The sequence below is a fragment of the Ureibacillus sp. GCM10028918 genome, assembly GCF_042666115.1.
Taxonomy (GTDB): Bacteria; Bacillota; Bacilli; order Bacillales_A; family Planococcaceae; genus Ureibacillus.
Window position 1 is genome coordinate 318,759 of sequence record NZ_JBHTFK010000002.1, and the last position, 21,090, is coordinate 339,848.

The 21,090-nt window shown below is 36.5% G+C and carries 20 protein-coding genes and 1 pseudogene; 19 read left to right on the forward strand and 2 right to left on the reverse strand.

Features of this window, described 5'->3' with window-relative positions; genetic code table 11:
* Window positions 1-32: 32 nt before the first annotated feature.
* The 13 genes from rpsU to recO all read left to right on the forward strand — a co-directional run bounded on the left by rpsU (window position 33) and on the right by recO (window position 11,390).
* The gene (gene rpsU, locus ACFQU5_RS01495; RefSeq protein WP_004227078.1) at window positions 33-206 is read left to right on the forward strand and encodes a 30S ribosomal protein S21; all 174 of its coding nucleotides are present in this window, start codon (window positions 33-35) and stop codon (window positions 204-206) included.
* Between the two features lie 315 nt (window positions 207-521).
* A complete protein-coding gene (locus ACFQU5_RS01500) occupies window positions 522-1,847 on the forward strand; it encodes an NfeD family protein (RefSeq protein ID WP_390283998.1) in 1,326 nt (441 codons plus the stop codon).
* Between the two features lie 2 nt (window positions 1,848-1,849).
* Window positions 1,850-2,848, forward strand: coding sequence for a flotillin-like protein FloA (floA, locus tag ACFQU5_RS01505; protein WP_390284000.1), 999 nt, complete (start codon window positions 1,850-1,852; stop codon window positions 2,846-2,848).
* Window positions 2,849-2,886: 38 nt separating this feature from the next.
* The gene (locus ACFQU5_RS01510; protein ID WP_390284002.1) at window positions 2,887-3,381 is read left to right on the forward strand and encodes a hypothetical protein; all 495 of its coding nucleotides are present in this window, start codon (window positions 2,887-2,889) and stop codon (window positions 3,379-3,381) included.
* A 97-nt stretch (window positions 3,382-3,478) separates the two neighbouring features.
* On the forward strand, window positions 3,479-3,730 hold the full coding sequence (locus ACFQU5_RS01515) for a hypothetical protein (protein ID WP_390284004.1): 252 nt from the start codon (window positions 3,479-3,481) through the stop codon (window positions 3,728-3,730).
* The gene (locus tag ACFQU5_RS01520) at window positions 3,717-4,841 is read left to right on the forward strand and encodes a sporulation protein YqfD (protein ID WP_390284006.1); all 1,125 of its coding nucleotides are present in this window, start codon (window positions 3,717-3,719) and stop codon (window positions 4,839-4,841) included. Before ACFQU5_RS01515 ends, ACFQU5_RS01520 begins: the two co-directional genes overlap by 14 nt.
* Window positions 4,842-4,845: 4 nt before the next feature.
* On the forward strand, window positions 4,846-5,802 hold the full coding sequence (locus ACFQU5_RS01525; RefSeq protein ID WP_390284008.1) for a PhoH family protein: 957 nt from the start codon (window positions 4,846-4,848) through the stop codon (window positions 5,800-5,802).
* Between the two features lie 146 nt (window positions 5,803-5,948).
* A complete protein-coding gene (locus tag ACFQU5_RS01530) occupies window positions 5,949-8,063 on the forward strand; it encodes an HD family phosphohydrolase (RefSeq protein ID WP_390284010.1) in 2,115 nt (704 codons plus the stop codon).
* 16 nt (window positions 8,064-8,079) lie between these two features.
* Window positions 8,080-8,565 (forward strand): rRNA maturation RNase YbeY, encoded by a 486-nt coding sequence (ybeY, locus tag ACFQU5_RS01535; protein ID WP_390284012.1) that lies wholly within the window; start codon window positions 8,080-8,082, stop codon window positions 8,563-8,565.
* Window positions 8,552-8,902 carry a diacylglycerol kinase family protein gene (locus ACFQU5_RS01540; RefSeq protein WP_390284013.1) on the forward strand — a complete coding sequence of 117 codons (351 nt, stop codon included), beginning with the start codon at window positions 8,552-8,554 and terminating at the stop codon, window positions 8,900-8,902. The genes ybeY and ACFQU5_RS01540 overlap by 14 nt, the downstream gene beginning before the upstream one ends.
* A gap of 109 nt (window positions 8,903-9,011) precedes the next feature.
* Window positions 9,012-9,431: a cytidine deaminase gene (locus tag ACFQU5_RS01545; RefSeq protein WP_390284015.1), complete on the forward strand. Its 420-nt coding sequence runs from the start codon at window positions 9,012-9,014 to the stop codon at window positions 9,429-9,431.
* Window positions 9,412-10,329, forward strand: a complete 918-nt coding sequence (gene era, locus ACFQU5_RS01550; protein WP_390284017.1) for a GTPase Era — start codon at window positions 9,412-9,414, stop codon at window positions 10,327-10,329. The genes ACFQU5_RS01545 and era overlap by 20 nt, the downstream gene beginning before the upstream one ends.
* Window positions 10,330-10,610: 281 nt before the next feature.
* The gene (gene recO / locus ACFQU5_RS01555) at window positions 10,611-11,390 is read left to right on the forward strand and encodes a DNA repair protein RecO (RefSeq protein WP_390284019.1); all 780 of its coding nucleotides are present in this window, start codon (window positions 10,611-10,613) and stop codon (window positions 11,388-11,390) included.
* Between the two features lie 3 nt (window positions 11,391-11,393).
* On the opposite strand, the gene ACFQU5_RS01560 is transcribed toward recO, so the two are convergent.
* Both ACFQU5_RS01560 and ACFQU5_RS01565 read right to left on the reverse strand, forming a co-directional pair.
* The gene (locus ACFQU5_RS01560; protein ID WP_390284021.1) at window positions 11,394-11,867 is read right to left on the reverse strand and encodes a hypothetical protein; all 474 of its coding nucleotides are present in this window, start codon (window positions 11,865-11,867) and stop codon (window positions 11,394-11,396) included.
* Between the two features lie 889 nt (window positions 11,868-12,756).
* Entirely contained in the window at window positions 12,757-14,145 is a 1,389-nt protein-coding gene (locus ACFQU5_RS01565) for a glycine--tRNA ligase (RefSeq protein ID WP_390284023.1), read from the reverse strand.
* An 841-nt stretch (window positions 14,146-14,986) separates the two neighbouring features.
* Between ACFQU5_RS01565 and ccpN the strand changes: the two genes are divergently transcribed.
* The 6 genes and pseudogenes from ccpN to ACFQU5_RS01595 all read left to right on the forward strand — a co-directional run.
* The gene (gene ccpN, locus ACFQU5_RS01570; RefSeq protein ID WP_390284025.1) at window positions 14,987-15,625 is read left to right on the forward strand and encodes a transcriptional regulator CcpN; all 639 of its coding nucleotides are present in this window, start codon (window positions 14,987-14,989) and stop codon (window positions 15,623-15,625) included.
* A gap of 11 nt (window positions 15,626-15,636) precedes the next feature.
* The gene (locus ACFQU5_RS01575) at window positions 15,637-16,449 is read left to right on the forward strand and encodes a pyruvate, water dikinase regulatory protein (protein ID WP_390284027.1); all 813 of its coding nucleotides are present in this window, start codon (window positions 15,637-15,639) and stop codon (window positions 16,447-16,449) included.
* Between the two features lie 465 nt (window positions 16,450-16,914).
* Window positions 16,915-18,735, forward strand: a complete 1,821-nt coding sequence (gene dnaG / locus ACFQU5_RS01580) for a DNA primase (RefSeq protein WP_390284029.1) — start codon at window positions 16,915-16,917, stop codon at window positions 18,733-18,735.
* Between the two features lie 32 nt (window positions 18,736-18,767).
* The gene (gene rpoD, locus ACFQU5_RS01585; RefSeq protein ID WP_390284031.1) at window positions 18,768-19,895 is read left to right on the forward strand and encodes an RNA polymerase sigma factor RpoD; all 1,128 of its coding nucleotides are present in this window, start codon (window positions 18,768-18,770) and stop codon (window positions 19,893-19,895) included.
* Window positions 19,896-20,083: 188 nt separating this feature from the next.
* Entirely contained in the window at window positions 20,084-20,647 is a 564-nt protein-coding gene (locus ACFQU5_RS01590) for a hypothetical protein (protein WP_390284033.1), read from the forward strand.
* Between the two features lie 199 nt (window positions 20,648-20,846).
* A pseudogene (locus tag ACFQU5_RS01595) lies at window positions 20,847-21,008 on the forward strand (acyl-CoA dehydrogenase family protein); the annotation flags it as partial.
* Between the last annotated feature and the right edge of the window lie 82 nt (window positions 21,009-21,090).

The window sequence follows — 21,090 nt, forward strand, 5'->3', positions numbered from 1 at the left end:
ATTGACGTGTGTTCGGAGGGAGGGAAAGAGAGATGTCAAAAACTGTCGTTAGAAAAAACGAATCGCTTGAAGATGCTCTTCGCCGCTTCAAACGTACTGTATCTAAAAGTGGTACTATTCAGGAAGTAAGAAAACGCGAATTTTACGAAAAACCAAGTGTAAAACGTAAAAAGAAATCAGAAGCTGCACGTAAACGTAAGTGGTAATTTCCTAACAAATCCCTACGTTCATAACACGCAATTTTATGATTCATCAAGGTGAAAACTGATATACCCTAGTATTTGTTAAACAAATACTAGGGTATTTTGCATTTTTTCAAAAAAGAAATATAGAATTATTATGGACAATAAGAGATATTTTATTAATAGAATTTTTGTAAGATTATTATTATTTTGTGTAGAATAAATAATATGTAAAAAATATACGTTTTTTGAAACTTTTTTATCATTCAACCGTAAAGTAAATTAAGCTAATTATCCTTATAAGAACTAAAACTATTACCAGTTAAAAGGAGGGCAGAGATGAGAAAAACAAAAACCTTTAGTTGGATTCTTTTATGTATGATTTCCTTTTCATTACTACTTCCGAGTCTTTCAGCAGTAGCAAGTGGAAAGGTGTATCATGTCCCACTTGAGAATGAAGTAGAAGACGGCTTAAAGGCCTTTTTGGAAAGAGCTTTTACAGAAGCAAATGAAGAAGAGGCGGAAACTATTATTCTGGAAATAAATACACCTGGTGGTTATGTCACATCAGCAGATGAAATTGCAAAGATAATCGATAATTCCCCGATCAAAGTAATAGCCTTTATTAATTCGAAAGCGCTATCAGCTGGAGCCTATTTGGCTTTGCATGCTGACGAAATTTATATGGTTCCGACCGCTACAATGGGTGCAGCTGCTATTATTGATAGTGCTGGCAATGCCGCGGACGAAAAGAGAAATAGTTATTGGATAGGTGCGATGGAGGCAGCTGCGGAAGCTAAAAACAGAAAACCTATCTACGCACGGGCGATGGCAGATAAAACAGTCGATATGCCGAAATATCGGGCACCGGAAGGCAAACTGTTAACGTTATCAGCGGAAGAAGCATTAGAAGTAGAATATTCGGAAGGTACTGTATCTAATTTAAATGAACTGCTTAAAAAACTTAATCTAACAGAAAGTGAAGTTGTTTCGATCGAGCCAACCTTTGCTGAGAAATTAGCGAGATTTATCACAAATCCCATAGTTGTGACGCTGTTGTTATCTATTGGATGTCTTGGATTAGTATTGGAATTGTTTTCCCCTGGATTTGGATTCCCGGGACTCATTGGTCTATCTTCGTTCGGACTTTTCTTTTTTGGTCATACAGTAGCTGGCTTAGCTGGATATGAATCTGTTTTTATATTTGTCATAGGTTTAGCGTTGCTTGTAGCTGAATTGTTTGTGCCGGGTGGAATAATAGGTATTATTGGTGGAGCACTTATGATAATTAGTATATTATTTGCTGGGGAAAGTGTGGTGCATATGGCATATTCGATTTTAATCGCTGTGTTTATTGCAATAATAGGAATGGTGATCGTGATGAAATTCTTTGGAAAAAATATTCATGTCTTTAATAAGCTGATATTAAGAGACGCAACCACAACTGAAGAAGGATACGTTTCCAATGTGAATCGTATCGATTTGTTAGGTAAGATTGGCGAATCTATTACACCTCTTCGCCCAGCTGGGACAATACTCGTTGGCGATGAGCGAATAGATGCAGTTTCGGAAGGAAGCTATATCGAAGCCAATCGTAAAGTGGAAGTAATTCAAGTAGAAGGCTCACGAATTATCGTGAGAGAGACGAAAAAAGGAGTGGAGTAAATATGATTTTTGATGCAGCAGCAATAAGTTTAATCGTAACAATTGTTTTAATTATTATTGTATTAGCCGTTATTTTAACAATTGTGCCGGTTGCTTTATGGATTAGTGCGATTGCAGCAGGTGTACGAGTAAGTATTTTCACATTAGTAGGGATGAGATTACGCCGAGTTATTCCTGCAAGAATTGTAAACCCTTTAATTAAGGCACACAAAGCAGGATTAGACGTTTCAATTAATCAGTTAGAGTCACACTATTTAGCTGGTGGAAATGTAGACCGTGTTGTAAATGCATTGATTGCGGCTCAACGTGCAAATATTGAGTTATCTTTTGAACGTGCAGCAGCAATTGACTTAGCTGGACGCGACGTTTTAGAAGCGGTACAAATGTCCGTAAATCCAAAAGTGATCGAGACGCCATTTATCGCGGGTGTAGCCATTAATGGTATCGAAGTGAAAGCCAAGGCAAGAATCACAGTACGTACAAACTTAGATCGTTTAGTTGGTGGTGCCGGAGAAGATACAATCATTGCCCGTGTGGGTGAAGGGATTGTCTCAACGATTGGTTCTTCAGAGAGTCATTCAAAAGTGTTGGAAAATCCTGACCTTATTTCCCAAACAGTCCTTTCAAAAGGCTTAGACTCGGGTACTGCATTTGAAATCCTTTCGATTGATATCGCGGATGTAGATGTAGGTAAAAATATTGGTGCGGAGCTTCAAATTGAACAAGCACAAGCTGATAAAAATATTGCTCAAGCCAAAGCGGAAGAACGCCGTGCAATGGCGGTAGCAAATGAACAAGAAATGGTTGCAAAGGTTCAAGAAATGAAAGCGAAAGTAGTAGAAGCAGAAGCAGAAGTTCCATTGGCGATGGCTGAAGCGTTGCGAAGTGGTAATCTTGGTATAATGGATTATATGAATTATCAAAACATACAAGCAGATACATCGATGAGAGATTCAATTGCAAAAGTAACAACTGATAAACCAGATCCAAATCAAAAATAATTGCAGGTACACACCTTAAGAAGGGAGTGTGAAGCCCGATGGAAGGCATTATTATGATGGTGCTCTTGTTCATCATTAGCACTATTTTAAATGGCGCTAAAAAGAAACAGCAAGATCAAAAGCCGATGCCACCTTTTAATAATCCAACAACAAGTAGAAAATTTGAGGTGCCAAAACAACCTGAAAAAAGAAAATCACTCGAGGATTTTGCAAGTGAAGTGTTTCAGCAATTAAATGAGAAAACACAACCGAAACAGACTACTCAACAAAAAGAAATCCGACAAGAAAATATAAGGGTGAACGAGTCATTCGAAAAAGAAGTGGGTAGTCAACAAATATCTTCAAATTCAAGGCCTCCATTAGATGGAAAACGTTCTTCCAACAGGGGTTCAAAACTTTCATCAGATTCTTCAGAATCAGATGCTATTAAACAAAATGAAATTGGGAGTTTTGTGCCGACCAATAGAAAAGCGTTAGTGCAGGCCATTATTACCACAGAAATTCTAGGTCCTCCTAAAGCAAGACGAAGGTAACCCATTAACTTAAGGCTAGTTTTAAAAACTGCTTTCAATTTTATACATGTCCCCCTTTCTCAAAGCATATACTTTTGCGAAAGGGGGGCATTTTTAATTGAAAAAATTATTCCAAACAGACCCATTAATAGAAATAGTAAATAGCAGACAGCTGCGTTTAATCGGAACATATAAGTTCTTAGAAGCTTCAGAACAGCATTGTTCGTTTATATATGAGGATTTTTCAATTTTAATAAAAGCAAATCGTGTACATATAGATGTATTGAAAGAGGTAGAATTAATAATACATGTTGAAAATTTGTTATCCTTTGAGATGAAAAGACAGGTGAATGATTATGAAAAAATTTGATAATCGTCCTGTTGAAATTCGCTTAAGTCGAACAAATGGAGCCCATGCCTTTATCCAAAATCTTCATTCCAAAGGTGTAAAGATTAAAAACCTTAAGCACCTCGAAAATGAAATTCGATTCGAAATGGTTAGGAAAGATATAAAAGTCGTTCGAGAGGTTCGCAAAAAATATCGTGTGAAAGTGAAAATTCAATACTTGCAGGTGTCTCGAATCTTTCAGAAAAATAGTTGGACAGCTATTGGGCTGCTCCTGCTTATTATCATACCTATAATCGCCTCGCAATTTGTTTGGAATGTGGATGTTGAGGCAGAAACTCCTGAGTTAAGAGTTGCCGTTGAAAAAGTAATTAAGGAGAAACTTTCCTTAGATAAACCCAAAATGAAAGGGCGTGTAAAATCAGATTTTGAGATACGTCAAACAATCATGGAGGAGTTAAGAGATCTATCCTGGGTGCATATACTAAAAACAGGCAGCAGTATGACAATTGTGCCGCAGCTTGCCCCAATTACTGATAACAAGAAAAATACGACGGATGCCAAGAATCACTTGATTGCTACAAAAAGTGGGGTTATTACACATTTTGAAATTTCCAGTGGAGAACGTCGTGTATTACCGAATACAACAGTATATAAAGGGGATACACTTGTATCAGGTGTAATCACAGTTGGCGATAGATCAGTTGTGGTAGGTGCCTCTGGAGAAGTGTATGCTGATTATTGGCTGGAAACTGAATTTTCAATACCAAAGAGTATTCAATTGGTTTCGGCAAGTAGTAAAGAATGGACATTTGATTTCAAAATAAATGGTGAAAAGGAGCAAGGAAAATCGTTTCAAAAGGTCGATTTACCGGAATGGCTTTCAAGATTTGTGGAAATCAAAAAGACTCAAAAGTACATCACAGTTACGGAAGAGATCTCAGAAGAACAAATCGAGTCGTTTATCTTGCCTCTATTGCACGAAAAAATCTTAAAATCTTTACCTCCCAAAACTATTATAAAAAAGGAAAACCTTTTGCACGTTTCATTCGATGATGATAAAGTGATAGGGAAAGTCCTATTTTTGGTAAATGAGAATATTGCAAAAAACTACCCAATTGACCAAGGAGATTGATTTAATGGCAGAACAATTATCAGAATTACAAGTTGAAAATCCAAATGAAGCAGTCATGCTACTTGGAATGTCAGATGCTAATTTAAAACTGATTGAAGAGACATTTCACGTTCAAATTATCACCCGTGGCGAAGTGATTCAAATAGCAGGTAGCGAACCAAATAAACAACATGCTAAAGATTTATTACATGCTCTTTTGAAAGTCATTCGAAAAGGGGTTAATATTGATTTGCGTGATGTAGCTACAGCAATCGAAATGGTGAATAAAGGGACAATCGAATATTTTGCAGAGTTATACGAAGAAGAAATTGCAAGAAATTATAAGGGAAAGCCGATTCGTGCAAAAACTATTGGACAACGAGAGTACATAAGAGCGATTCGCCATAATGACCTCGTGTTTGGAATCGGGCCAGCAGGTACAGGGAAGACATATATTGCAGTAGTCATGGCTACACAAGCTTTAAAAAATGGTCATGTAAAGCGAATCATCTTAACGAGACCAGCTGTAGAAGCTGGGGAATCCTTAGGGTTTTTGCCAGGAGACCTAAAAGAAAAAGTAGACCCATACTTGAGACCCCTTTATGATGCATTGCATGACATTTACGGACAAGAACAAACACAAAGACTAATTGAACGTGGAACAATTGAAATTGCGCCACTTGCATATATGCGTGGTCGAACTTTGGATGATGCTTTTGTAATATTGGATGAAGCTCAAAATACTACACACATGCAAATGAAGATGTTTTTAACTCGTTTAGGCTTTGGATCAAAAATGGTCATCACAGGTGATAAAACTCAGATTGACTTACCAAAAAATACGGAATCTGGTTTAATTATCGCTGAGCGTAGTTTAAAGTATTTAAGGGATATTCATTTCCAAATTCTTGAGGCTGGAGACGTTGTTCGTCATCCGCTTGTTGCTAAAATTATCCAATCATATACAGACCAAGAATTATAAAATCTAAGTTAAAATTGTATACAGAGTACTTTAATTATGTAAATGTGTACGTTTATCGTGCACATTTTTTAATTTTTGGTAAGATTCCATGAAATAATATTCATAAATTGGTAAACTAGTACATATAGACATTTGGGGGTGCACAAGTGGAAAAGCACTTTAATAAATTACTGAACATGATTAGTTTTCGAACTTTATTAATAGTTGTTTTATTAATTACTGGTTTGCTGCAATTCTTTTTAATGCTGGGTAACATTCGAAGTACTACATATGATATTCAAGCTTTCCAACTCGCTCCAGAAACAATTCGTGCTGTGAAGACCATAGAAGATACCGTGAAAACGGAACAAGAACGAAATCAGGCTGAAGAAGCTGTCCAACCTGTTTATTTTTTTAATGAGGAAACCGCAGAGCATCGTTCTTCTTTGGTAACGTCTATTTTTGATATTATCAGGGACGTACGGGAAGAAATAAGCGCGCAAGAAGAAGACGTACCTATTGAAAATCAGATCGCCCAATTACGTGAAAAGCTTAAAGATATTACGGAGAGCCAGCTTGTATTTTTGTCAAACAGTCAATTGCAATCTTTTTTAGTAGCTGCTGAATCTGATTTGAAAGAAGCGGAAAACTTTCTTGTTAAAGAAATAAAAACAATGCTGGAAGAACCTATTCGTACAGATGATCTTCCACTTAAACGGACTGAAATAGAAACCAAAATTCGTCAGCAAAGTTCCATTGATGAAGGTATTTTAAGTTCGATCATACCTCTTGGACGAGCTGCTATATTGGAAACAGAAGTGTTGGATGAAGTTCGCACGGAGGAGTTAACATTAAAAGCTCGAGAAGAAGTGGAACCGACTCGAATATTGCAAGGTCAGATTATCGTTCAAGAAGGCGAGCTGATTGACAGGGAAGTATTTAGACAATTGGAGCTCCTTGGATTATTAAACAATCAAACATCCACAAAACCCGTACTAGGCTTATCGATTCTGGTAATTCTGCAAATAGCCTTTATGTACATACTATTTAATTATTCGGACATGGAGCTTGAGAATAAAAGGAAGGCTTTGTTTGTAACTGCTATTGTTTATTCTTTTGCAATCATCCTTATGAAGATCATTAGTTTGCTTTCGGATCAATTTGATGCAACAATAGCCTTTTTATACCCAACTGCACTCGCAACAATGCTTGTACGACTTCTGGCGAACGAAAAAGCAGCCGTACTAGTTACGATTTTAACTGCAGCTTCAGGTGGCGTTATCTTCCATGAAGGCTATTCAGCGGTTTTACAAATGGATATTGTACTATATATAATTTTTGGCGGACTTTCAAGTGTCTACTTTATGAGAAGTATGGAGAAAAGATCGCATCTGTTGAAAGCATGTGGAATTGTTTCCATTTTCAATTTATTATTTATCGCTTTTTATTTACTGATGTCACAATCTAATTATGATCTATTTGAATTAGTGTTTTATACAATAGCAGGTATTGCATCTGGAATTTTATCGGGTGCCTTGACGATGGGATTATTACCATTCTTTGAATCAGCCTTTGGATTATTGTCGACAATGAGATTGATTGAATTATCAAATCCAAATCATCCTCTATTGAAAAAATTATTAACCGAAACACCAGGAACTTATCATCATAGTGTGATGGTAGCGAATCTTGCAGAAGCAGCATGTGAAGAAATAGGAGCAGACGGCTTACTTGCGCGAGTTGCTTGTTATTATCATGATATTGGAAAGACTAGAAGACCAGCCTTCTTCATAGAAAACCAAATGTCGGGGATTAATCCACATGACTCCTTGCCACCCGAGAGAAGTGCTGAAATCATTATTTCGCATACAACAGACGGTGCAGAGTTATTGGAAAAGCATAAAATGCCAAAGGAAATTGTGGACATTGCTTTACAGCATCACGGTACAAGTACTTTGAAATACTTTTACCATAAGGCAAAGGAAGAAAATGATGAAGTAGATGAAAAGTTATTTAGTTATCCGGGTCCAAAACCACAAACTAAAGAGGCAGCTGTGATCAATATTGCGGATAGTGTAGAAGCTGCGGTACGTTCCATGAAACAACCGAACTCAGAAAAAATTCAACAATTAGTACATTCAATCGTACAAAGTCGTGTACAAGAACATCAATTTGATGAGTGTGATGTCTCGATCAAGGAGTTAAAGATCATTGAAAAAGTTTTATGTAAGACATTGAATGGAATATTCCACTCAAGAATTGAGTACCCGAAAGAAGGCTAATTTATAGGAGGCACTAATGCTTAATATTGATTTTTTAGATGAAACAAATGAAGTAAATGATTTGCATATTGAACTGGTCGAGAAATTGTTGCAACATGCGGCAAGTCATCTTGCAATTGAAGATGGTAGTGAGGTATCAGTTACATTTGTATCGAATGAAAAAATTCATGAAATCAATCGTGAATATCGAGATAAAGATCAACCAACGGACGTTATTTCCTTTGCCCTTGAAGAATTAGGAGAAGGAGAGGTTGAAATAGTTGGTGAAGGGATTCCCAGAATTTTAGGGGATATCATTATTTCTACTGATCGTGCAAAGGAACAAGCCGCTGACTTCGGCCATTCTTTTGAAAGAGAATTAGGCTTTTTAGCTGTTCATGGATTTCTGCACTTATTAGGATACGATCATATGACCGAAGAAGATGAAAAAGTCATGTTTGGCAAACAAGATGAAATACTATCGTCTTTTGGCCTGGGTCGTGATTCGAATGGACGTCCATAAACTACTCAAATCATTTGGGTATGCTTTTTATGGCATATGGACTTCCATGAAAGAGCAAAATATGCGCATCCATATTATTAGTGCTTTCTTTGTGATTATTGCTGGTCTTTTAACTGGCTTAACAATAATCGAATGGATAATGATTTTGCTGGTCATTTCACTGGTAATTGGCGCAGAGATGATAAATACTGCCATAGAGAGTGTTGTAAACTTGGCATCTCCTGAAATTCACCCCCTTGCCAAACAAGCAAAGGATGTTGCAGCAGGTGCAGTACTTGTATTTGCTATGGCAAGTGTTATAATCGGATTACTAATTTTTCTGCCTAAATGGCTTTAACTCTATTAGGGTATCTGATTTTACGATTGCTTTTTGTGATATAAAATAGAACATTATAAGTACTAAGATGAAGATGAATTAGGTGTTTATGAAGGAGCGGGGATACTAAATGACAGTGGATATGAAGAATTTAATCGAACAATCAAAAATTGCTAAAGAGACTGCTTATGTTCCATATTCAAAATTCCAGGTAGGTGCAGCATTACTTACGGAAGATGGAAAGGTTTATCATGGATGCAACATTGAAAATTCTAGTTATGGTTTAACAAATTGTGCAGAAAGAACAGCTATTTTTAAAGCGGTTTCGGATGGCATTAAAAAATTTAAAGCAATTGCAGTAGTTGCTGATACAGACGGGCCATGTTCACCATGTGGGGCTTGCAGACAAGTAATATCAGAATTCTGTGCACCGGATATGCCAGTATACTTAACAAACCTAAATGGAGATTTACTACAAACGACAGTTGCCGAGCTTTTGCCTGGCGCCTTTACACCGGAGGATTTAGAAAATGCAGGAAAAAAACAATAACTACAAATCAGGATTTATCTCAATTATTGGACGACCAAACGTTGGAAAATCAACTTTCTTAAATCGGGTCATTGGTCAAAAAATTGCCATAATGTCGGATAAGCCACAAACTACTCGAAATAAAATACAAGGTGTATTAACACGTGACGCATCTCAAATGGTGTTCATCGATACACCGGGTATTCATAAGCCGAAACATAAATTAGGCGAGTTCATGATTAAAGTATCCAAAAACACTTTACGTGAAGTAGATATTATTATGTTTATGGTCAATGCTGAACAGGGACTAGGCAAGGGTGATGAGTTCATTTTAGAACTTTTGGAAGGAACCAAAACACCAGTATTTCTAGTTGTCAATAAGATTGATCAAATTCATCCCGAGGAATTAATCCAAGTTATCGACACATACAAAGGGAAATTCCCATTTTCTGAGATTGTTCCAATTTCTGCTCTACAAGGAAATAACGTGGACCAATTATTGGAAACGATTGAAAAGTATCTACCTGAAGGTCCACAATATTATCCTGCCGACCAGGTGACAGATCACCCGGAGCGATTTATTATTTCAGAAATGATTCGCGAAAAAGTTCTTCATTTAACAAGAGAAGAAATCCCGCATTCGATTGCTGTCGTAATCGACAAAATCAAACGCGATGAAGAAAATGAAAATATGATTCGCGTTCAAGCAACCATTATGGTAGAACGAGATTCTCAAAAAGGTATTGTTATCGGAAAACGCGGTGCCTTACTGAAAGAAGTAGGTACGCAGGCGCGCAAAGATATTGAAATGCTACTGGGCTCTAAAGTATTCCTGGAACTTTGGGTAAAAGTACAAAAGGATTGGCGGAACAAATCCGCTCATCTACGTGACTTTGGCTACCGTGAAGATGAATATTAAGTAAATTTGTAGACAAGCTGCTAAATGCAGTTTGTCTTTTTTGAATACTGGGGTGTCAGCATTTATGCAGAGTACTATGCTTGAAGAAATAGTATTAAATTGTCATTTTTTTTACGGGAAGAATACAAACCAAGTTGGCTGGAGCTGCATGTGTTTAGGTGGCCCATCTAAGAACAACTAGTATGAGGATTGGAAAAGCTAATGCTACAAATAGCGTAAATTATGAAACGGTAATGTATAATAGAACAAAAGTAAAATGTTGAAGGAAGTGCAGTGCCATAATGTTAAACAAATGGGAAGGCATTGTTTTGAAGTCACGTGCTTATGGTGAGTCAAATAAGATTGTCACTTTAATGACTAGAGAAGCAGGCAAGGTGACTGTTATGGCTAGGGGAGCAAAAAAGCCGACTAGTCGCCTAGCTGGTGTTACTCAAACCTTTATGCATGGGATTTATATGGTGCAAAGAACAACTGGGATGGGGACTCTCCAACAAGGGGAACATTTAGCTTCTATGCGCTATTTACAAACAGATATAGTGGCAACGGCTTATGCCAGCTACATCGTCGAGCTTGTTGATAGACTAGTAGATGAAGGACCAGAACCGTTTGCATTTGAAGTTTTGCTTCAAGCATTAAATGCTATTGAAGAAGAGCATGATCCAGAAGCAATTAGCTTATTCGTTGATTGGAAGCTACTGCCTTATACTGGAGTTCAACCAATTCTAAATGCTTGTGCTTCATGTGGTTCCTTTGATGGAGAATTTTCTTTTTCATTTTCACAGGGCGGTTTTTTATGTCATCGCTGTTTTCATCAAGATCCGTATATCATTCGTTTATCTCCTACTCAATTAAAATTAATACGGATGTTTTATAATGTACCAATTGATCAAATTGGGAAGCTTGAGCTAAAAAAAGGGACAAAACAGTTCATTAAAAAAATAGTTACTACTATTTATGAGGAGCAAACAGGAATCCGATTGAAATCACGTTCATTTATTGAACAATTGGAAAGAACCCCATTATTGACCAGAAGGACATCTAATGAGGATTCTACAGATTAAGTGTTACAAAATTTTTCGAATGATGTCTAATACATCTTCTTTAACTGTTTGCCAAAACAAGAGGGAGCTTTGGTCAGAAGATAGCCCTTCCATGAAAAATATATAGTTTTCATGAAGATAATCTATTTGGTCATAGTGAAAGTGCAGTCGATGATTCATTTGCTTCAAATCAATATTTAGCTCCATGTAGCTATCTATTAACATTTGCAAATCACTAACTTGTTTTTGCAAGTGATGATACATTTGCGAGTGATATTGTCCCAATTTCAATTGTTGATTTAACTGACTTCGATGATGGTTGAGGGAATTATTTAAAGATTCAAGTTTAAAATTTGCAGTAAATAAAATATGATTATGTGCTAGATGTTCGGGTAATTCTTTCTCTAGTAGTTTGCGTACGAGGTCTAAAAGCTTTTCGGCCGAGCAAATTTTAACGGTTTCCTGTTTAGGTTGTTTAAATAAAGTGTGAAGGAACATCAATTCACCCCTATTTTTAATTTTAATTCATTATAATCTAAATTTTCAAATAAATCACTTCTTAAATGAACTAAATGACCAAAATGAACAAAAATATACACTATTTGAAATGGATTTATCTTAAATAAAGCCCACACATTTTAGACAAGATGTGTGGGCTTTATTACTTATAGTCAGAAATACAATACAAAGGGGAAGAATCATATTTATGAAGTAGTAACTTTTTTAAAAAAAGTTTCCGAAATCATTCCTATCAATTAGATCTAATAGAACAAATTAATAAATAATCGCAAAAAATATTATTAATATGATTGAAAATTAATAGAGTATTTTATGTTTTTTGGAAGTGGGCGGGGTTTCGACAAAGGTGGCTGGATTCAATATCAAATACGACACTCTTAAGTAAAAGAGGTTATTTTAGAATAAAGATAAAAAGGGGTCCCTCAGAAAGTGAATTATTGGACTTTCCGAGGGACCCTTTTAATATTGCTCTTCGATTGAAGTTTTAAAGTCTGCACATGTCGCTCGCAAAACTTATGAAAAAGTATTTTTACAATTGAAGATGTTTTTCGATATAGGCTTTAACTTCAGTGATAGGGACCTGCACCTGTCGCAAGCTTTCGGTACAGAGTCCGTATATTTTCTTGCGTTATCGCCAATTAGAATTGCAGATGTTTTTCTATATAAGTTTTTACCTCTGTAATAGGCATACGGACTTGCACCTGTCGCAAGCTTTCGGTGCAGAACTCGCATATCTCCATGTTAAGATATGAATTATTAGAATTGTAAATGCTTTTCGATATATGCCTTAACTTCAGAAATAGGCATAGTTTGTGCCTGTCGCAGGCTTTCGGCACAAAGTCCGTATATTTTCTTGCGTTATCGCCAATTAGAATTGAAGATGCTTTTCTATATAAGCTTTTACCTCTGTAATAGGCATACGGACTTGCTCCATACTATCGCGGTGGCGAACTGTTACTTGGCCGTCTTCTTTTGAGTCGAAGTCGTATGTGATACAGAATGGTGTACCGATTTCATCTTGGCGACGGTAGCGTTTACCGATTGATTGTGATTCATCATAATCAACTGGGAACGATTTGCGTAAATCAGCCCATACTTCTCCTGCTTCATCAGCTAATTTTTTCGATAATGGTAAAACTGCTGCTTTAAATGGAGCTAGAGCAGGGTGGAAGCGTAAAACTGTACGAGAATCGCCGCCTTCTAGTTCTTCTTCGTAATAGGCGTCACATAAGAATGCTAATGTTACACGGTCTGCACCAAGAGATGGCTCGATACAATATGGTACATAACGTTCGTTTGTAATTGGATCGATGTAAGTGAAATCTTCACCTGAGTGTTCCATATGTTGTTTTAAGTCGTAATCTGTACGGTCGGCGATACCCCATAATTCTCCCCAGCCAAATGGGAAGCGGAATTCGATATCGGAAGTTGCATTTGAATAGTGAGATAACTCATCATCTTCGTGGTCGCGTAGACGCATGCTATCTTCTTTCATACCTAACTTTAATAGCCAATTTTTGCAGAATTCTTTCCAATATTGGTGCCATTCTAGATCTTCACCTGGCTTGCAGAAGAATTCTAATTCCATCTGCTCGAATTCACGTGTACGGAATGTAAAGTTTCCAGGTGTAATTTCGTTTCGGAAAGATTTACCGATTTGTGCAATACCAAATGGTGTACGTTTACGCATTGAACGCTGTACATTTTTAAAGTTGACGAAGATACCTTGTGCAGTTTCTGGACGAAGGAAAATTTCGTTTGTTGAGCTTTCCGTTACACCTTGGAATGTTTTAAACATGAGGTTAAATTGACGGATATCCGTGAAATCGTTTGCTCCACATTCAGGACAAGTAACTGTTAACTCATCCATTTTCGCTTTCATTTGGTCGAAGCTCATACCATCAACGATAATTTCTTTACCTGTTCTTTCTAATGAAGCATCTTCAATTAGTTTGTCGGCACGATGGCGTGCTTTACATGATTTGCAGTCAATCATTGGGTCGTTGAAGTTACCAACGTGGCCAGATGCTACCCATGCACGGGGATTCATTAAGATTGCCGCGTCAAGACCTACATTGTATTCAGATTCTTGAACAAATTTAAGCCACCATGCTTTTTTTACATTGTTTTTTAATTCAACACCAAGTGGGCCGTAATCCCATGTGTTAGCTAGTCCACCGTAAATTTCAGATCCAGGGAAGACGAAACCACGATGTTTTGCTAAGTTTACGATTGTTTCCATAGATTTTTGAGCCATAATAATTTCCTCCTAAGTTAAAAAATATAAAAGCACCCGTCTCCGGGCTTTTTGCCCGGGGACGAGTGCTATAATTTACACCCGCGGTTCCACCCCGCTTGATTGTCGGCTAAAGTAAAGCGCATCGCATACTGCGTCACTTGTCAAAAATTAATCCTCATGAACCTTTAGTTCACTGCGGTTAATTTTTTCCTCGTTCCTCGTCTGACAAGCGCTTTCTTTTTAGCCTCTTGCGGCTAAAGTAAAGCGCATCGCATACTGCGTCACTTGTCAAAAATTAATCCTCATGAACCTTTAGTTCACTGCGGTTAATTTTTTCCTCGTTCCTCGTCTGACAAGCGCTTTCTTTTTAGCCTTTTTCGGCTAAAGTAAAGCGCATCGCATACTGCGTCACTTGTCAAAAATTAATCCTAGGCAAACACGATGTTTGTCATGCGGACGTTGCCACAGGACGTGGCGCTTTTAGTCTGCTAACCATCTAGTTAGTTCACTGCGGTTAATTTTTTCCTCGTTCCTCGTCTGACAAGCGCTTTCTTTTTAGCCTCTGTCGGCTAAAGTAAGGCGCGTTACAGCAAAGGCGCTAACTATTAACATGAACAATCCTCTTTTAGAAAATTGGCTCAAGGGTGCCTTTTCTCTTTTCGTGCAGGCTTCCACCAATCCCTACTCGCTTGTGTGAAAAGATACTTATTGTCCTCTCATTGCCTATATAAACTTCTATCGATATTTTATGCTATTTACTCGAACTGTGTCAATATTGTAGTTTTTCATTCATTTCTTCGCAAATCGCACTAAATTAGTATATAATATTTAAAGAAAAGTATAACACTATTTGAAGCGGGTGAGTCCAATCGAACTCAATAAACGTCAAGATACGATTCTTCAAATCGTTAAAGAGAATGGACCAATAACAGGTGAACAAATTGCGGAGCGTTTAAATTTGACCCGGGCTACTCTACGACCAGATTTAGCAATCTTAACGATGGCTGGTTTTTTAGATGCTAGACCACGTGTTGGATACTTCTATTCAGGTAAAAAAACGATGACTACAGCAAGTGAATCTATGATGAACTTGAAAGTAGGGGATTTCCAATCATTACCAGTAGTAGTTTCGGAAAATATGACCGTATACGATGCAATTGTTCAATTGTTCTTAGAGGATGTTGGAACATTATTTGTTGTTGATGAAGGGTCCTATTTACAAGGGGTTTTGTCTAGAAAAGATTTGCTAAGAACAAGTATTGGGACACAAGAGCTGACAAAAATACCGGTTCATATTATTATGTCAAGGATGCCTAATATTGTTTATTGTAAAAAATCAGATTTATTAATCGGAGCTGCAAAAAAATTAATTGAACGTCAAGTAGATTCGCTTCCTGTTGTCAATGAGACAGAAAAGGGACTTGAAATTGTTGGGAGATTAACAAAAACCAACGTTACCAAAGCGTTTATTTCATTAGCTGAAACCCATGATTTATAAGGAGTGCTACTTTGAAAAATTTAAAAGTATTCGTTGTATCTGATTCAGTAGGGGAAACCGGTGAGCAGGTTGTTAAAGCAGCAGTTTCTCAATTTCGTCCAACCTTTGATAATACTGTAATTCGTAGGTTCCCAAATATTGAAAATAATGATCATATTGAAAAAATTGTTGAAATTGCAAAAGAACAAGATGCAATTATTGTTTTTACATTAGTCGAAAAAAAAATGAGAAGCTATATGATGGACAGTTGTAGCCGAGAGGCAATCCAATGGATAGATTTATTAGGACCTATAATTCATCTATTTGAAGAAAAAATTGGGGAACAGCCACGGGAAGAGCCTGGGCTTGTTCATAAACTTGATGCTGATTATTTTAAGAAAATAGAGGCTGTAGAATTCGCAGTAAAGTATGATGACGGTCGAGATCCTAGAGGATTACTATTAGCAGATGTAGTCCTGGTGGGAGTTTCAAGAACTTCAAAAACACCACTATCCCAGTATCTAGCACACAAACGTTTTAAAGTGGCAAATGTACCGTTAGTGCCAGAAATAAATCCTCCTGAAGAATTATTCTTAGTAGATCCAAAAAAATGCTTTGGTCTGGTTATTTCTACAGAAAAACTTAACGTTATTCGAAAAGAACGGCTTATGGCACTAGGATTAAATGATGATGCCATATACGCTAAACCTTCACGCATTGAGCAGGAGTTAGAGCATTTCAATAAAGTAGTGGAAAGAATAGGTTGTTCAGTTATTGACGTGACAAACAAAGCAGTCGAAGAAACTGCAAACATCATAATTGAAAAAATCGAAAATAATAAATAATTACTGCTTTGGCTGTAGATAAAGTTAGATATGACTTTGTCTATAGCCATTTTTAGTGATAATAATTAAATTTTTACTGAAATTGTCTTAACGCTTATCAGTCAATGCAGTAGGAGAACCGAAAAGTACATTACATTATGAACGAGCGTGGTGAATAGTCTGCCACCTCCTCATTTAAGTAGAGGTTTTTTTCGCATATCACTTAATAATACATACTAAATTAGTCATTATTTGTGAAATTTGTTCGTGGTTACTGAGGTAATTGTCCTAAACTAGGTTAGAATCGTATTTTTTTTCAATAAAAAAGTGGAAACTTTCATCTATTTGTTTTATAATGAGAAAATTGTGGTAAAAATATTAATAAGAGAAATTTTAGAACAAAAACACTATTTTTTTGTCGGAAAATAGAGGATTTTTTAAATTTATCTCGAATTGTGTTACTTAGCAACTGAAGTTGGTGATTATATGACCGGGAAAATACCTGAAGAGATGATTGAACAAATTCGTTCTCAATCCGATATCGTCGATGTAATTAGCGATTATATGCAACTTACAAAAAGAGGACGTAACTGGTTTGGATTATGTCCATTTCACGGTGAAAATACACCCTCATTTTCAGTGTCTCAAGATAAACAGATTTTTCATTGTTTTGGTTGTGCTGCAGGTGGTAATGCCATTACTTTTGTAATGGATATTGAAAATATTACATTTCCAGATGCTGTGGTAAAACTTGGTAATCGCCTTGGAATCCAATTAGATATCCAAAGCAACAGTATATCCAGGGAAAACCAAGCCTATTCAAAGAAAGAAGAAATAATGCTTGAGGCGCATGAATTTACTGCCGATTTCTATCATCACGTACTGATGAACACTGAAGAGGGAGAACAAGCATTAAAATATTTGCTAAAAAGAGGATTTACAAAGGAACATATCGAAACGAATGGTATAGGATGGTCTTTACCAGGATGGGATACTTTGTCAGTTTTGTTAAAAAGAAAAGGGTTTGATTTAGAGGAAATGGCCGAGAGCGGACTCATCATAAGACGAGAAAATGACCATACTTATTTTGATCGCTTTCGTGGGAGAGTCATGTTTCCAATACGGGATGAAAATGGAAAAGTAATCGCATTTTCAGGACGTATTATAGATTCGGATGATGAGGCGAAATATTTAAATAGTCCTGAATCACCGATTTTTCACAAGAGTCAAATTCTTTTTAATTTGGACAAAGCAAGAACCGTGATTCGAAAAAAACGTCAAGTAATCTTGATGGAAGGATTTATGGACGTACTTGCAGCAAATCAAGCAGGGGTTTATAACGCAGTAGCTACAATGGGAACTTCCCTTACACCTCAGCACATCACAAAGTTAAAGCGCTTAAGTGAGCAGATAATCATTTGTTATGACGGTGATAATGCAGGTTGGGAAGCAGCTAAACGAGCTTCTGAGATGTTATATGCTGAAAAGTTGAAGGTTGAAATAGCTGTATTACCAGAAAAATTAGATCCAGATGAATATATAAAAAAATATGGTCCAGATTCCTTTGTACAGCAAATTTTAGAAAAGCCTCATGCATACATTGCTTTTATGATGATGCATGCAAGGAGAAACAAAAACTTTCAATTCGAAAATGATGTGTTGCAATTTACCCAGGAAGTACTTGAGCAACTTGTTGGTCGATCTTCACCCATTGAACGCGACCTTTATATAAAACAGATTGCAAGTGAAACAAATATTTCTCAGGAAGCTATCTATGCCCAATATAGGAAACTAGAAGCTGATAATGCTAGAAATTTTAACCAAACAGACAACAGTAAGCAACCGAAAAAAATTGAATTACAAACAAAAAAACCTTTATCTGCTACTGAGCGTGCAGAACGATTACTCTTGCTGCATATGCTAAATAATGTTGATGTTGTGGATCGAATCTTGAAAAGCGATGAACCCGGGCCCTTTATACGAGATGAATACGGGGCAGTTTTCGTTCGATTAGTAGGATTTTATGAGGAGCATGGTTCAGCTGACTATCAAAGGTTTTTAGAAATTCTAGAGGATTCAGAATTAAGGAAAATTGTAATGGAAGCAGCACTTCTAGAACATGATCCTGAACAGGCTGAAGCTGAAATAGCAGATTGTTTAAGGCAGTTAAAAAAACATCGGATTGAAATGAAGATAAAAAAATTGCTTCATGATTCACAGGAAGCCGAAAAGATGCATGAACATAAACGTGCACTGGAAATAGCTCTGGAAATCATACAACTGAAGAAATCTTTATCTGTAATTTAAGCCGATTTGCGTTGTTAGAAGGAGGAAGGTTTATGGCGGACAAGTCAGAACAATCAAAAGAAGTTGTCAATGGACAGACGATTGACGAAGTTAAAGCACTTTTACAGGAAAAAGCAAAGAAATCAAATGAAATTTCTATGCAAGAAATTTCAAGCAAACTCACTCCATTTGAATTAGAAAATGAGGAAATTTTCCACTTTGCTGAAGATATTGAAAAAAGCTTTGGTATTGAGGTAGATGGTAAAGAAGAGTTTGAAGAAGAAGTTTTAGCAAAACAAGAAGAGAGCGAAGAAGCGTTTGATTTAAATGACTTAAGTGTTCCTCCTGGTGTTAAAATTAATGACCCTGTTCGTATGTATCTAAAAGAAATTGGCCGCGTAGATTTGCTATCGGCAGTAGACGAAATTAAACTTGCAGAACGTATTGAACAAGGCGATGAAGAGGCACGTAAACGTCTAGCTGAAGCGAACCTGCGTTTAGTAGTATCCATTGCCAAACGTTATGTGGGTCGAGGAATGTTGTTCCTTGATTTAATTCAAGAAGGAAATATGGGGCTTATTAAAGCGGTAGAAAAATTTGATTACCGTAAAGGGTTTAAATTTTCAACTTACGCAACTTGGTGGATCCGTCAAGCAATTACACGTGCAATTGCTGACCAAGCTCGTACAATTCGTATCCCGGTGCATATGGTTGAAACAATCAATAAATTAATTCGTGTGCAAAGACAATTATTGCAAGATTTGGGACGTGAGCCATCTCCGGAAGAAATTGGAGAAGAAATGGATTTAACTCCTGAAAAAGTTCGTGAAATTCTAAAAATCGCTCAAGAACCAGTCTCATTGGAAACACCAATAGGTGAAGAGGATGATTCACATCTAGGAGATTTCATCGAAGATCATGAAGCCCAATCACCATCCGATCACGCCGCATATGAATTGTTGAAAGAGCAGCTTGAAGATGTTCTTGATACGTTAACCGATCGCGAAGAAAATGTCTTACGTTTACGTTTTGGTTTAGACGATGGGCGTACACGTACTCTGGAAGAAGTAGGAAAGGTTTTCGGAGTAACTCGTGAACGTATTCGTCAAATCGAGGCAAAGGCATTAAGAAAACTTAGACATCCTTCAAGAAGCAAACGTTTAAAAGACTTCCTGGAGTAAAAGGCGTAAAAACCACTATAGAAGTTATTTATATTTTATAAGTAAGAGGTTGGCTATTGCAATTTTAAACCAATCACCTTCGATAAAGGCACCCTTTTAGTGGTGCCTTTTTTAAATTACTTTAGTCATCAACCTAGAAATAAGTTAAAATGGATATATACATAATTCAACAAATTTGGAGATTCATTATGGCAAATGCGAAGAAAAAAATTATTTTGAATGAAATTCTATTTTGGAAAAAAAATAAGTTATTACCAGAGAATTATTGTGATTTTTTAATGACCCTTTATTCTGAAGGAAATGAGATAGAGCTTGAAAAAGAAATTAGTCATCAACATTCAATAATTGCCCAAGAAAAACGAAATAAATTTATAATAATACTGTTAGCTTTCATTGCTACAATCGGGTTATTTTTGGCTTTATTTATGGTACCAGCACTAACTTGGTTAGTTGTAACAGTGGTCGGCATTTTCGCTGTTGTACTAATGATGATGGCTTACCGGATTTCAAAGAAAAATGAATTGATTTCACCTGTTTTACACATCGCTTCGGCATTATTACTTTTTGGTGTATCCGTAAAAGTTAGTTTAGAATATTTTCCTGAAAAGCAAGGCATTCTATACTTTTTATTAATTTTGAATTGTATATTGTGGTTGTTAACGGGATTTAAATTTAAATTAATGTACTTTACAGTCTCCGGTATTGTCGGCTTAATTGTATTGATAGGATTTCAAATTATTTCTTTTCTATAGTGCGTTTACTAAAATACCATTTCAATACCCATAAATTGCCCATCATGTGAACGATAAATAATCAAACCTAATTTTGATTAAATCTTAAAGATGAAAAATACTTCGGTGGTGGCATCAAGGGCAAAAGGTAGAACAAAAACATTTCCGATCGATGTGTTTAAACAGCTTTCACAAATGGGTATTATAGGAGAGGTTGCATGCAGATAAAGCAATACAAATTCGGGGCTGTAAATACAGTTATGGGTATATGAAAGAGTATGAAGTGGAAAGATATCTAAAAGATGCAAAATTATTTGAAATTGGTGAAGGAACTTCTGAGATGCAAAAGCTTCTCATTACAAGATACATCCTAAACCAATAGCCTATAATTGTCGAATTTGTGTCAGCCTTAGTAAAAGTTGTTGTTTAGGTCTTTTCGTTTTTCGAATAATGCAGTACAATAA